At 36.5% G+C, this 15,692-nt stretch carries 6 protein-coding genes and 1 tRNA gene; 6 read left to right on the top strand and 1 reads right to left on the bottom strand.

What is annotated here, in order from left to right; genetic code table 11:
* Positions 1 to 74 precede the first annotated feature (74 nt).
* The 4 genes from OC457_RS16715 to OC457_RS16700 all read left to right on the top strand — a co-directional run bounded on the left by OC457_RS16715 (position 75) and on the right by OC457_RS16700 (position 13,388).
* On the top strand, positions 75 to 3,341 hold the full coding sequence (locus tag OC457_RS16715) for a beta strand repeat-containing protein (protein WP_235866991.1): 3,267 nt from the start codon (positions 75 to 77) through the stop codon (positions 3,339 to 3,341).
* A 241-nt stretch (positions 3,342 to 3,582) separates the two neighbouring features.
* The gene (locus OC457_RS16710) at positions 3,583 to 10,071 is read left to right on the top strand and encodes a hypothetical protein (protein ID WP_235866992.1); all 6,489 of its coding nucleotides are present in this window, start codon (positions 3,583 to 3,585) and stop codon (positions 10,069 to 10,071) included.
* A gap of 17 nt (positions 10,072 to 10,088) precedes the next feature.
* Positions 10,089 to 10,610 (top strand): OmpA family protein, encoded by a 522-nt coding sequence (locus OC457_RS16705; protein ID WP_080176103.1) that lies wholly within the window; start codon positions 10,089 to 10,091, stop codon positions 10,608 to 10,610.
* Between the two features lie 18 nt (positions 10,611 to 10,628).
* Positions 10,629 to 13,388, top strand: coding sequence for a hypothetical protein (locus OC457_RS16700; RefSeq protein ID WP_080176104.1), 2,760 nt, complete (start codon positions 10,629 to 10,631; stop codon positions 13,386 to 13,388).
* A 127-nt stretch (positions 13,389 to 13,515) separates the two neighbouring features.
* Here the strand turns inward: OC457_RS16700 and OC457_RS16695 are convergent, their stop codons facing one another.
* A complete protein-coding gene (locus OC457_RS16695) occupies positions 13,516 to 14,637 on the bottom strand; it encodes a tetratricopeptide repeat protein (protein WP_080176105.1) in 1,122 nt (373 codons plus the stop codon).
* Between the two features lie 62 nt (positions 14,638 to 14,699).
* Between OC457_RS16695 and OC457_RS16690 the strand changes: the two genes are divergently transcribed.
* On the top strand, positions 14,700 to 15,296 hold the full coding sequence (locus OC457_RS16690; RefSeq protein WP_080176106.1) for a hypothetical protein: 597 nt from the start codon (positions 14,700 to 14,702) through the stop codon (positions 15,294 to 15,296).
* A gap of 203 nt (positions 15,297 to 15,499) precedes the next feature.
* A tRNA-Sec gene (locus tag OC457_RS16685) sits at positions 15,500 to 15,591 on the top strand.
* Positions 15,592 to 15,692: the final 101 nt, after the last annotated feature.

Raw genomic sequence — 15,692 nt, 5'->3', positions numbered from 1 at the left:
CGCCCTACGCTTTTGCAAGGGTATTTATACACATCTAAGTAATTAAATTAATGACCTTAAAAGGTAACCACTTTATGAATACGCATTTAAAACCTATAAGTGTATGGGTTGCAGCGGGGCTCATAACGGTAGGTGCAGGTTTACTATCTAGCCAAGCCCTTGCAGCTACTGCCGCCGGAACCGATATAAAAAACTTAGCAACAGTAACCTATGAAGATGAGTCAGGAAATAGTTACACCGCAACATCTAATGAAGCGATTGTAACTGTGGCTCAGATTTATAGTGCAACGATTGAGCAAGATCTCAATACTACTGGTTCTCCAGGTCAAACGGTATATTTGCCTCATGTATTAACCAATACCGGTAATGGTGCTGATACTTATACATTGACATTCGCGCAGAATCTACCAGGAACAGATACACGAGGAACGGATACGATTGATGCGACAACATTGAAACTCTTTAATGATGCTAATAATAATGGTCAACCAGATGCGGGTGAAACAGAATTTACTTCTGGTGATACCGTCACCTTGAATGCTGGTGAACAAATGAACTTAATGCTTGCCGCTGCGGTTCCTACAACGGCGGTTCCTGGTGATACACTTGGTGTGACATTAGAAGCTGAAGCTCATGATGGTACAGCTGCTCCTATTGATGGCTCGGTTACTGATATTGGTGATAACAATGATGCTTTACCTGATACTAACGCATCATTAATTACAGTAACAAATGATGCTGTGGTGAATATTACTAAATCAGCGACACATTTAGAGAATGTTGGTACGGAAACCGCTTTAGGTATTGATTTAGATGGTGATGGTGGTACTGATCGAGAGCTGAGTTTAATTCGTTATACAGTAACAGTGTCAAATACAGGTAATACAGACGCTAAAGATGTCACTATTTTTGATGGTATTCCTGATGGAACCATATATGTAGCGAGTAGTACTGGTGGCTTGTATGACGCATCAAGCAGTGGTTTGTTAACTGTTAATGGTGATACGCCTATTAATTTTGCTGCTAATTTAGTGGATGAATCTACACATGGTGTTGATTTAGACCAAGATGGTACTAATGATACTGCGGAAAATCAAATTGATGGTGGACTAGATCTCAATAGTAATGGCTTGACAACCGATACTGCAGTACCTGGCGTATATGCTATAGATAGTCAATTAGCTTCTAATACAACCATTTCAATGACTTTTTATGTAGCGTACTCTCCAGAAACAATGGAAGGTGATACTGAAATTGGCAACGTCGCTTATTCATGTTCAGATCTTAATGGTGATGGTGATTACGATGATGCTGGTGAATGTAATGATCCGAACCCTACAACAGCAGGTCCCGATCCATCAAACCCAACCACAACAACCACTACAACGACTACTGGTGTAGGTATTATTGATACTGGTACTGAAACAGGTACATCAGGCGGTGGTGATTCTGATGGTACTGATAATAATATTCAGACAGTAGATACTGCTGCGGCTGGTAGTGAAGTGTTCTTCTATAACAAGATCATTAATAACGGTAATACTACCGATAGCTTTGATCTTTCAACTGTAAATGTTAGTTTCCCAACAGGAACAACATTTGAATATTGGAATGCTGATGGTACAGCGCAACTTGTTGATACTAATGGTAATGTTACTCCAGATAGTGGTCCTATTGATCCTTCAACATGTACAGATGCCGCTGTAACTATCGATGGTATTACTGTCAATTGTAATGAGACATTGTTCCGTGTCGTTGCCAATCTGCCATCAGATGCTGCTGATTCTCCAACACCATTTGAAGCAACAACAACGGCTACTTCTTTTAATGATGCAACTAAAACGGATAGTAAAACTGAGCGTTTAGATAATATTACAGGTCCTACTGTTGATATTGCTAATACGCCAATTACTACCATTGACCCTGCCGTAGATGTCGATCCTGTACTTCTTGCGGGTGGCGTTCTTACTAGCGCAGATGTAGCAACTGTCTTTAATGATGAGCCTTTAGGTTCAACAGTTATAGCACCTATTTATATTGCTAATGAAGGCGGTAGTTCAGATTCATTCCTATTAAGTGCAGAAGGTAGTTATAACGGCGCAAGTTGGGAAACAGCATTACCAACTGGCTGGACTGTAGTATTCAAGCATAATGGTATTGATACTGATGCAGATGGTACGGTAGATATTGCTGCGACAGGCAATGTTATTACATCGACACCAACTATTCCTGCTGGCGCTGTATTATGGGTAAATGCTGAAATTACTATTCCATCGGATCCAACTCAAGCTTTAGCTGACAGTGATCAAACGGCAGCGATTGATGCTAATAGTGATGGTGATATGGATTATATCATTTCACTTGTTGCTACCTCAGACGCATCTAATGCATCTAACCGTAAGGTTGAAGCATTTGATGTCGTAACTGATGCAAGCATTGATATTACGCCTGCATCATTAAGCAATCAAATCGAACCAGGTGGTAGTGTTACTTATGACCACACGCTAGGTAATAATGGTAATACAACTGAGACTGTTGATTTAAGTTCAGGTAATAATATGACTGGATTTAATAATACAATTACGATTGATACTGATGGTGACGGTACGCCTGATACTGAAGTTGGTAACTTATGTGATGCTCCTGTCACAACACCAATTATTGTACAGCAAGCGGATGGTTCTACTGCAAATGTAGAAGTAACGTGTGATGCGACAGATGGTACAGATACGGTTCCATCGTTAACACTAGAACCAGGTGAAACCATTCCAATGGAAGTGACCGTATTTGCACCAACAGATGCAACATCTGGTACAAATAACCTAACAACAATTACTGCTGTATCAACAACAGATCCAACAGTGACAGCTCAAGGTCAAGATAACTCTGAGGTTGTTAAAGGTCAGGTCCGTCTTTATAAGTATGCTGATTTAGATACTGATTGTGATGGTGTGGCTGATACAGATAAGACCTTCTTAAAAGAGCAAACAACGAATGTTGAACCTGGACAGTGTGTTGTTTGGAAACTGATTGCTGTTAATGAAGGTACATCAGATGCGCTAAATACTGTTATTACAGACCAATTAACTGAGTACTCTCAATTCCATGCGGGTGGTAGCTTAGTAAGTTGTCGTAATACAACAGATGCTGGTGCTGTTGTAGCATTAGCTGACGCAACATATCCTTTACAATCAGATGACTTAGGTCCTTTATGTAATCCTGATGGTACAACGGGTACTGATGTTACTGGTGCAGTAAGTGGTAACACAGTGACCTTTACAGTAGGAACTCTTGTTCCTGGTGATAAAGCTGTCGGTGATTTCGTAGTAAAAATTGATTAAATCTAACCTAGCCTCCTTACATTAGTAGGGGGGCTTATTGAGCTTATTTAAATAATATATTTAGATATCATTCAATCAAGTAAGTTCAATAAGCCTATATCCATATCTTTGAATTATTAGCCTTTGGAGAGTGCTTATGGCCCTCTTAGATGTAATAACTAAAATGAAGTACTTAATTATTTTTATATTATTGAGCGTAAGTTCAACCGTTTTTGGATTGACAGATGCGGGTACAAAAATAATGAACCAGGCCATCATGACATATTTTGACTCGATTACGGGAGAGAATATTCGTGTACTTTCGAATATATCCCATATTAAAGTTGAAAAAATATATGATGTTTCATTATCTCCTGAAACATCAGATGATAATCAAACAGAGAAAAATGTTGCTCCTGGATCAATACTTAGTATCCCTCATACCGTGACTAATATTGGTAATATCAAAGATGGTTATATTATTAATATTAATAATCTTGATGATGATAATGGTGATCTAACTTCTCCTGGTGAAGATAATATTAAAGTTTATTTTGATACTAATGGAAATGGTATTCATGATCCTGGCGAACCAGAACTTAATAAAAATAGTAATAATGAATATTTTATTGAACAATTAAAACCAGGTGAATCTATTAATTTGGTTTATACAGTAGAAATCCCAACAATAGATAAAAATAATGATTTTTACGATTTATCTACAGTTGTTACATCAATCAGTGAACCTTCAGTTATAAAAACAAGCATGACTAAAATTACAGTGTTTGATGGACCTGTTGTTAATTTAACTATTGAAAATTCGCCAATTTGCCAACAACAAATAACATCACTTTCTGAGATTGATTTTAGAGTAAATTATACGAGTGTTGGTCGAACTAAGCCTGAGTCATCAGCCAAACCTTATGATATTTTTATTCAGTCTAAAACAACAGGCACGCAAGTTAAAGTTAGCCATACGGGAGTATTAATTACAGTAACGCTGCCTGCTAATATTTCGTTATTACAAGATAAAATTATTAATGGAAAACCAGCACAAGATCATTCACCTATAACATTAGTTTCTCCTGAATTTAATTTTGATGGTGGTATTGTATTAGTTGGAATTAATAATAATTTTGTTTTTGAACAAGATGATCATGATTTAGATTGGTATGAATATAGCTCTTGGGATGGTTTGGGTAATGTAGCAAAAATGGGTTTTTTAGTTAAGCCTGACTATATGAAGCCAAATGCATCAGGCCATTTCACTTATTATGCTCAAGTTAATGACGTACGTGGAACCGAACCCTTTAAAATATATAGTGAAGCTGAAGTAAATTTATCATCAACAACAGATAATATATCTAGAAGTGGTGAAGTCTGTAATACCTTAGTTGGTAAAGAAGAAGACAATTTAATTGATTTCGAGCTTCTTGACGATAAGGTATTAGATCCAAATAGTGAATTTACAATTTTATACAGTAATCATGAACATTTTATTCCTACAAATTATTATTATCATGCAAGTTCAGCTGGTTTTGATTCACAATTTGATGGTATCCATGCTCAAATAATTCTTCCTCAGGGAAACGAGCATGCTTCAACCATTGATATTATTGGTCCAGCTTCGTCTAATTATCCGGTAACATTACGTTCGACTCAAGGTGATTACTTCCATTGGATTTTTGCCGAAACAGGACCTAATACGGGGATTTTTAGAAGTGTTATTCCTGTTCATGCCGTATCACCAAAGGATAACTATATTCGTTCAAGTACTAATCACTGTTTAGAAGAAATTTCAATTCCATGGCGTACAGGTGAAATAACACGCCAAGAATTATTATCTAATATTGATAAGACTATTAATTTCAGCGGTTTTAATCTTAATGGCTCGACTACTGATGACTGTGAAATTCAATCCAATCCTAATGATGAATTAGTGATTGAAGTATTTGATCCTCAAAATAGTAATAAGATAATTCTGACGGATTTAGCTTATATAAGCCCTCAATTTGTAGTATTTGATGCAACCAATTTTAATGGTATTGAAAATGCGGTAGTGAAGTTTTATCAGACAGAAAATAATGTAGCACCAACAGCTAAAGTACGAGTGCCAAACGTTGATGGTTTAGTCCCTGTTGCTGAAGCGATCTCAGATGCTGATGGTCGTGTATTATTTCCTAAATTAGCCCCTATTAATGGTGACCAATATTATATTTCAGTCGAGCCACCACAAACACATGTTTGGCCTTCGGCTTATACGACTTTAGATAATTTTAATATTCATAATGTAACCCCTGCCTCATATGGTTCATATGGTAATGAAGATCTTGAAAATTCAGGTTTATTTCCAATTACGATCAGAGATCGTGCTGAGACCTTTGACATACCTTTAGATCCTAAAAGTTTAGATCGTAGGTTAACAATTCAAAAAGATGCAGATAAAGATAATGCTGAAATTGGCAGTTTCGTTAAATACTCTGTAACGATCAAAAATAACTTACCGGATAGCCAATTATTTAATGCACAAGTTTATGATTCAATGCCATATGGTTTTAAGTATATGGAAGGCAGTACTCGATTAAATGATCAGCCATATAAAGAGCCAGTACGGATTGATACTTATACTTATCGTTTTGATATTGGAACATTAAGTGGAAGCACACAACCACCTGAAAATGGTACATATAAATTAACCTATGTTCTTCAATTAACGGCTGGTGCGGTAGATTCTGATGGTATTAATTCTGTTTATGTTGATGCCGTTACTTTTGGTGGAAGTGATGATGATCGTATAACTTCTAATGTTGATAAATATCAGGTTAAAGTTACGCAAACAGGAGTGATGTCAGAGAGAGGGATTATTTTCGGAAAGGTATTTGTCGATGCACAGTGCAACGATATTATGAAAAATCAGATATGGCCAGTTGGTGGAGTAAAAATATATTTAGAAACCGGTGATTATGTTATCACTGATGAAAATGGTCAATATTCAATGTTTGGTGTTAAACCTGGCAATCATGTTATGAAGGTTGATAAACAAACACTGCCTTTAGGTATTGAATTAGAGCCGATAGATACACGTAATGCAGGAAAAGGTGATTCTCGATTTGTTGATATAAGACGCGGTGAAATGCATCGGGCTGATTTTGTTGCACCATGTCCGACAGAAAATCAAGATGCGGTTTATCAAGAATTGAAAGAAAGAAATACTAATATTAACGGTGATTGGCTCTTTAAAACTTCTGAGAAGTTTAAAGGGTTGCAATATGACGCTAAACCAAAAGCATTAAAAACCGGAGAGTTACAGTCTGGGGTTATTAGTGGGCCTTCAACAGCATCTGATAATAGTTCTAAAGTGGTAACAGCAGGCTCAACGTCTTCTTTGACCATGTTTAAAGGTTATGCGTTAGAGTCACGTAAAGGCAGTGAAGCAGATCTTGCGACAATGATTAAGCTATACCCCAAATCAGTACAAGATGAAGCATACATTTATCCCAATAGCGATAAATCATCATCAATTCGATTTGGTTTTAGTGACTCAAAAGATAAGCTTAAAGCATTAAGAAAAGCCTTATCACTTAATAATATTGATACTGAGATTGTTCCTACGGCATACAATAATATACCGAAAGATGCGAAATTTAGGATCGATAACGTATTGCAAGATGTTATCCCATTACCTGAAGATGAAGCAAAAAATATCACTCGAGCAGAAGCTGAATCAGGCGCATGGTATTGGCCAACAAATGATTATAGTTATGACGGACGTTTTATTGCAGTAATTAGAGGGGATGTTGAGCCAACCTTGTATGTTAATGGTCGAGTGATCAGTATTGATCAACTGGGTGAACGTATTATTAATAAACGTGAGAATGCTCAGATTGTTGGTTGGTATGGAGTACCACTAGAAGATGGCGATAATGTTGTTGAAATCAAAACAGTTGATCCATTTGGAAATGAGCGTTTAGTTTTAGGCAAAACGTTCTCTCATCCTAAGTCTGCAAAACGTATTAGTGTTGTTGCTGATGGTGATGTATTACGTGCCGATGGTGGTCGTTCTGTTATTCCCGTAATTATTAAATTATATGATGAAAACAATAACTTAGCACGTGGTACTTATTTTGTAACCTTAGATACAGATCAGGGCGATACTTGGCTAGACCCTGATATTCAAGAGAATGAAACGGGTCATCAGGTTCGTGTTATTAATGGTGAGAAAACCGTTTATTTACGCAGTACTGAAAATACGGGTCAAGTTAATATTCAGGCTTCAGTAGAAGATTTCTCTGACAAGATAAAGCTTTATCAAATTGCAGCTAAACGACCACTTTTTGTCTCTGGTATTTTAAATTATACCGGGCGTTATGGTCGTTTTAGTGGCGAACAGCCGCCAGCTCAGATCGACGGTTATGAAAATAAAAGTTACAGTCATGATGAAAGAGCGGCAGCCTTTATTAAAGGTAATATTAAAGGTGGCATGCATTTAACGCTAAGTTATGACAGTGATAAATCAGATGAAGAGTTTTATCGGGAGATTTCACCTGACAGTTACTATCCAATCCCTGGTGATGCGAGTATTAAAGGTTATGATGCTCGCAGTACAAGTAAACTTTATGTGAAGCTTGAGAAAGAACGTCATTTTGCAATGTGGGGTGACTATAGTACTGCTGATGGAACTGATGAATCAGATATTGGTCGTACGAGCCAGATCCTTAATGGCTTTAACAGCATGTATAACGATGGCAAAGTAACGGCACAATTATATGGGGCTCGCCCAGAAGATTTACATAAAGTGGTTGAGTTTAATGGTAACGGTACTGCAATGTTCTACAGTATTGGCGATACCCGTATTGTTCGTCATTCAGATACAGTAACGTTAGTTACTTATGATAGAAATAATACCGGCCTTGTTTTAAGTCAAAAATTATTATCTCGTTATATCGATTATACCATTGATTATTTTACGGGTGATATGCGTTTTAATCGTGTAATTCCAACCTATGATCCTGATCTTAATCCGATTAAAGTACGAGTTGCCTATGATGTTGATGGTGACGGTGATGCTTATACTGTCGCTGGGGCAAGACTCTCATATTTATTTACACCTTATTTACTTGCCGGTATTAGTTATGAATATAACGATAATAATATTGAAGGTTATGATATTGGCAGCATTTGGGTTAATTATGACTTTGATAGTAAAACGCAAGTAACTGCATCAGCAGCAACGATGTCTCATAAAGGAAATGAAAGTGCCGATACACTAACAACGGCAACAGAGACTGATGGAAAAATTAAAGATGGTATGGCTTATAAACTGCGCATTAATCGTGACTGGAATGCTCAAGCAGCCACTGAACTTGAATATGTTTATGCAGAGGAAGGCTTTACCAATACGACCGGAGGAGTAACCCCTGCACGTCAAGAACTTCGTCTTCGCCATCGTCAGAAATTGACAGGCTTAATGAATTTAAACATTGAAGCTAGCCATTCTGAATCTCTTGTTCATACCGAAAAGCAGCAGACTATTGGCGCAACGGTAGATACTAAGATCTTAGGATCTCAGTGGACAACACGTTTAGGCTCTCGTTATATAAAAAATGAAACCGAAACCGATTCAGAGGAATATACCACAGCGATTGTAGGTCTTGGTCGTACATTCAGTTTATGGGGACGTCCTGGTCGAGTAGATACCGAATATGAACAGAGTTTTGGTCATGATAGTAAGCGTCGTTTTAACGTAAAAGCTGATTGGAAGGTTCATAAGCAAGCGAGCATATATACTCAATATGAATATATCGATTCTTTAAGTGGTATTAGCAATTTAGGCAGTGGCGCAACAAGCCTGTTTACTGCTGGTATTGATGTTGATTGGCTTCATGGCGGTAGTACTTTCAATGAATTTAGACAAAGAGGGGCGTCTGATGGTCGTAGTCTTGAGCTAGCAAATGGTTATCGTGGTCGTTTCGAAGTAATACCGGGTATCAGTGTTGACCCTGCGATTGAATATGTGGAAGTTATTGAAGGCGAAGGGACATCTGGTGTTGCAGTATCTTTAGGTCTTGCTGATATACGTAATCCAAATTATAAAACCACAGGGCGTATAGAGTATCGTCATGGTGATTCTGAAGATTATTATGGAATATTGGGCGCTTGGGTGACACGTTTAAGCCAAGATTGGAGTGGTTTAGTACGTGAAGAATACCGTTATATTGATAAAGAAAATGCGCAAAATACTTGGAGTAATCACTTTAGTTTAGGTTTTGCTTACCGCCCAAGATTAACCAATCGCTATCATATGCTAGGTGCATACGAGTGGAAAACGGAACGTAATGACAGTACTCGTTCTGCACATATCTTATCGACTCATCAGAATTATCAATTATCACCAGATTGGACATTATCAGGACGTGTTGGCCTGAAGTGGGAAGATTTTACTGAGTATGAGCAAGATTATAATTCTGTAGCAACAATTATTGATGGTCGTGTAATTTATTATATTAATCGACGTTGGGATCTTGATGTGCATGCAGGCATGTTAGGAACTGATTGGTTCGATAGCCGTCGGTATTCATTTGGTGTCGGTTTGAATTATCTGGTAATGAAAAATCTGCGTGCTGGTATTGGTTATAACGTAATTGGTTTTGATGATGATGACCTCGATCCACAAGGTTATAACTTACAAGGTTTTTACTTTGAAATGATGTTTAAACTTGATGAAGACTTATTTGGTTGGTTAAGCGAATAGCGGTGAGGAATGTAATCATGAAATTATTAACAACTTCTTTCTTATTTTTAAGTGTAGGGATTTCAGGCTGTGTTTCTAATCAAGCTATCTATGCCGATTATGGTGATCTCGCTTGTGGCCAGACGACGACGGTTGTTGAAGGACATTATTGGCCAACTGTTGTCAATTTTGATTTTGATACTAAATCATTAGATAAAGCGCAGCAGCGAGAACTCGATAAAGCGGCACAATTGTTAATAATGAATCCTACATTAAATATTGCCGTCATTGGCTCTGCTGATTATTCAGGAAAAACGGGTTATAACGATAAATTAGCAAAAGCAAGGGCCGTTGTTGTTGCGCGTTATTTAGAACAACAAGGCGTCTCTTCTCATCGAATAATAACGTTAGGTACGGGATCGAGAGAACCATTTATTATTTCTAATAATAAAACAGAAAACCGAGTAAATCGTCGCACGCAACTTATTCTTTTAGGCGCTGATTTTAATCCGGTTAGCATGCAATATAATTCAGTGGCTAGTCATTCTAGTGCAAAATAGGGAAAGGGGGAGCGTCATATGAATGTCTTCAAGGGAATCGCCAAAATAGGTATAACCGTTGTTGCTAGTGCTAGCTTCGCTGTAATGGCTTTAACTGAATCTGGTACAGTAATTAAAAATCAAGCTGGTGCTACATACCGGGATAGTGCCAATGTTTTACGTAGCACAACATCTAATTTAGTTGAGACCCTTGTTCAGCCTGTTGCGGCGCTTACTTTGATTAATGATCAATCTAAGTTAGGTGCCCCTGGTCGAACAGTGACATTTAATCATGTGCTAACTAATACGGGTAATAATACAGATTCCTTCGCTCTCGATATTGTTTTACCTGCCTCTGTGATTAGTTCTGCCACTATTTATCCTGATGAAAATAATGATGGTATTGCAGATCCTGGCTCATCACCGATTACATCAGGATCTATTATTGGACCACTAGCTGCCGGTGAAAGTTTTGAATTTGTTATTGTGGCTGATATTGATGCAGCGGCGACTATTAACGCTTCAGGTTCCCTAACGGTTACAGCAACGAGCCAAGCCGTAAGCGTTGATGGTATTTCTGTTGCAAATGGCGCGGTGGGTACACAGACAAATACAGATATAGTAACGGCAACAAATTTACCTATTGTTGAAATATCTAAAGCATTAAGTAGTAATGTTGGTGCATCGCCAAGTGGTCCTCATACTGTAACATTTACCTACACCAATGTTGGTCTTACCGATATGGATCCTTTACAGACGAATGGTGTTATTTTAAATGATGAACTTCCTGAAGGTATGCTATTTAATGGCGCAGTATCTTGGAGTTTATCAGGTACAACAATAACAGCTTCAGGTTCAACTACTGGCGGTAGTGAAACGACAGGTGATCAAGATTTAGCTTTTACAACCTGTATAGCACCTAATGCTTCTTGTCCTGATAATGATGAAATTCAATTTGTTATGGATGGTTTAGCCGCTGATGAATCTGCAACAATAACATTTGAAGTAAATATAGATTCAGGTCTTTCAGCAACGATATTATATAACCAAGGTATTTATGGCTTTGATGAAGATAATAGCGGTACTGTTGACTCTGGTGAGTTAGATTCAACAAATACGAACAGGGTTCCATTCTTAATCACCTCGAACTATGCAGTTATTGCTAATAATGGTGGCTGTGATGTGGGTACTGATGCTAATTGTGATGCGCTTGATGATACTAATCATGAAATTGTTAATATAGCATCAGCTTCGCAAGGTGCACGAGTTAGCTTTACCAACTACATCTGGAATACTGGTAACGATGAAGATATTTTTAATGTTACGATTGAATCATCAACATTTCCTAGTGGCACTAGTTTCTTCTTATATAAAAGTGATGGTGTAACACCATTAATTGATACTGATAATGACAGTAATCCAGACACTGGGGTTATTCCGGGAGTGGGTGATACTTGTCCGTCATATTTAGTTACGGATAGTAATGGAGTGTGTGGATATAAAGTTATATTGGTAGCAACACTGCCGGCATCGGCGTTAGGTGGACCTTATCAAACAGTTAAGCGAGCGACGTCTTCTAGTGATACCTCAAAAACAAATACAGTAATTGATCAGTTGGGATCAATAACGGCAAGTTCGGTTGATTTAACAAATAATGTTCGAGCTGAAACAAGTTTAACCGTCGAAGATAGTTGTGATGCAGTTGATGATAATTGTGGTTTTGGTGCAGGTCCTGAAGCTGCAGCAGTTACAACAAATACCGCATTACCTGGCGCAACAACTCGATTTACTTTATATGTTACTAATAAATCAGAGGCTGCTGAAAGCTATGAATTACAATATAGTAGCTCTAATTTTGCTGTAAATACTATGCCTGCTGATTGGACCGTTGTATTTAGAAATGCAGCAAATGAAGTGATTACTAATATTCCGGTGTTGGGTCCTGATGATGCTGTTGTCGTTTATGCTGATGTTACTGTTCCTGTCGATGCCGTGTCTGCTACTCAGGATATTTATTTTAAAGTTCTTTCACCAACGACTGGCGCCGAAGATATTAAACATGATGCGGTTACTGTGGATAATAGTTCTCAATGTTTAGCATTTGGTCCACCTAATTCCAATGGTATTACTTTTGCGGGTGGAAGCATTGTTTATAAACATATTTTAAACAATACCAGTAATGATGATTTTTTAAATATAGTATTAACGGTTGCTAATTCAGAGACTGATTTCTCCGCTTTGATTTATGAAGATACGGATAATGATGATGTTTTAACGGGAGCTGATAATGCGATAACTTCAATTGCTTCTCTTGCTGGAGGAGCTCAGAAGGTACTATTTATTAAAGTTTTTGTTCCTGCGAATGCTTCGCAAGGGGTGACAAATATTACGACTGTTGAAACGACGGTAAGTTGTGGCACATTACAGATTATTGATACGACGACGGTTGCTAATACCAATATGAGAGTAACGAAAGAGCAGACGCCTGATTTAGACTGTAATGGGATTTCAGATACAGGTAATTACGTCACAACAAATTTTGCAGTGGCACCAGGACAATGCATTATGTATCGTTTAACGACTGAAAATATTGCCATTGAGGAAGCACGTAATGTTACCTTAACGGATGCAACGCCACCTTATACGACATTTAATGTTATTGCTTCTTTACCTAATATCTCAGAAGGGTCAATAAATACGATTACTCATGGTTCTACAGGGACAATTATAGGAACAATAGGAAGTGTTGCTCCGGGCGAGTCCGAAGCATTAATCTTTGGTATTCGTATTGATAACTAGTTATCGTTTATTTGTAACGGCAATACTTGCTTGATGTTATATCAAGCAAGTTTTTTTTATTAAAAGTAGAATAACAAAAAGCCCAATATATTTTATTGGGCTTTTTGTCTTATAGAGTGTAAATAAATTATTCATTTTCTTTAAGTAGTTCTTTTGCTCGATTGTTACCATTCTTTGCTGATTCTATTAGCCAGTATTTGGCTTTTTCAATTGAAATATCTACACCATCACCATTAATATAAATACTGGCTAAATTATACATTGCTCTATTGTTTCCTTGTGCTGCTGAGCGTTTATACCAAAAAATAGCTTTATTAAAGTCCTGTTTAATAAGATTACCTTTATCATATAATTTTGCTAATTCAAAGCTTGCTGGTGGATAGCCATTTTTATCTGCTGATTCAAGTTGATTAATTGCAATGTTAAGGTCATTTTCAATAAGTTCTAAATTTTCTATGCTTAATGTGGCTAAATCAAATAAAGCTTTTGGATTGTCATTTTTAGCGGCAATATTGAGATGTTTGAAACTTTTTTCTGTGTTTATTTCTGTATTATAAAGTCCTCTACGATAAATATCACCTAACACAAGGTGGGAATATGGATGATCTTTTTTAGCCGATTTTTCTAATAACTGAATAGCCTGTGAGGTGTTATTATTTAATTCAAGGTATGAAATGGCCAATAAATAATCAGAATATTCATTATTGCCATTGTCTCCTTGATTTAATGTATTGATAACATGTTGATATTTTTTTTGTATAAAATATAAATATCCTAATGAATATATTGATGGGTCATGCTTGTTTTTAACATTAAGCAGTAGATATGACTCAGCTTTTGTATGATTAGTATCACCACCTCTACCATCAATAAGCATTAGGGCGTAGTAATAACGAGCAAGGAGATGGTCTTTATCTGCTGCCTTTTTATATAGTGATCGCGCTTTATTTTCTGATTGAGTGATGAGTGTACCTTCTTCATATAAAGCAGCTAAGTAGATCATTGCATCAGGATCATCTTCAGCCATGAATTCTATTTTTTTTATTTCTATCATTTTTTCTTTTTTAGCTATTTTTTCATCTTCAATATTTAATATTGATTGTGATAATGGTGAAAGTGTTTTTAACATTTTATTCGTTGAAATTGTGTCAGCATTGTTTAATGTTGTTTCATTTAATAAGCTTGATTCGCTTTTTTCTGTGGCACAACCAGAAAGTATTATTAATGTTGAGATTATCATTTTTTTCATTATTGCTTTCTCCTATCCCTGTACTATTGTTAATTTTAGAACATAACTTAAAGGGATGTATTATGCGTGCAATATTTATTTTTATATTAACGTTATTATTAACGTCGTGTGCTTCTAGCAATTTGACATCATCTTGGGTTGATAGAACATATTCATATTTTCCAATAAAAAGTTCACTTGTTGTTGCAATGTCTGATAATTTGCGAGTTAGACGAATTTTTGAAGATGATATGGTGAAAGAATTACAAAAGAAGGGGGTTAATGCTATTTCAAGCTCTCAAATATATCCTGATAAATTACCATCAAAAGCGGACTTATCGAGTTATATTAAGAAAAATAGTACACAAACAGTATTTGTTGCTAAGTTAGTTAATATAGAAGATAAAAATGTTCGTTATCCTGGCAATAATTATGGATACGGCAGTGGTCTATCTTTTAATAATTATTATAATAATTCATATAGCTATATTTATAATGATAGCTACACCGTATCGTATGAGTTTGTTAATGTTGAATTTACGTTATTTGATACTCAAAGTCATAAGCCTATTTGGTCAACATCATCAGAGTCGATTGATCCAAATAACATGAATGATATTATTTCTGAATTAACGCAGATTTTAATAAAAAATATGCAAGAAAATGGTGTTGTGAGATAACGTTATTATTAATAGACTTTATTCTTTGAGCCTTACAGCAATGTAGGGCTTTTTTTGTTTTAGTAATAACAGAATTTAACTTTTGAATGATGAAATAACACCCACCTTTGTTTATTCTATTTTGGTATATTGATATTTGTACTACGAATTGATATAAATCAAATAATAACCATGAGAGTTACATTATCATGCACAAGAATTTCGGAATGAGATGAGGTCTGGTGGCCTTCTCGGTCTTCAAAACCGATGTGAGCTGTATAAGCTTTGGTAGGTTCAATTCCTGCCTCTTCCGCCATTTTTCGCGCGTTTAAATGGTTCCTCTGATACTCATTACTTTTCCTTTTTTAAGGTTACAGTACGAGTGCTGTTGTCTGCAATTCAGCCAAGGAACTTACC

The organism is Photobacterium toruni (assembly GCF_024529955.1).
Taxonomy (GTDB): domain Bacteria; phylum Pseudomonadota; class Gammaproteobacteria; order Enterobacterales; family Vibrionaceae; genus Photobacterium; species Photobacterium toruni.
The sequence above is the reverse complement of the archived record's forward strand: the minus strand, read 5'-3'. Positions and strand labels throughout refer to the sequence as shown.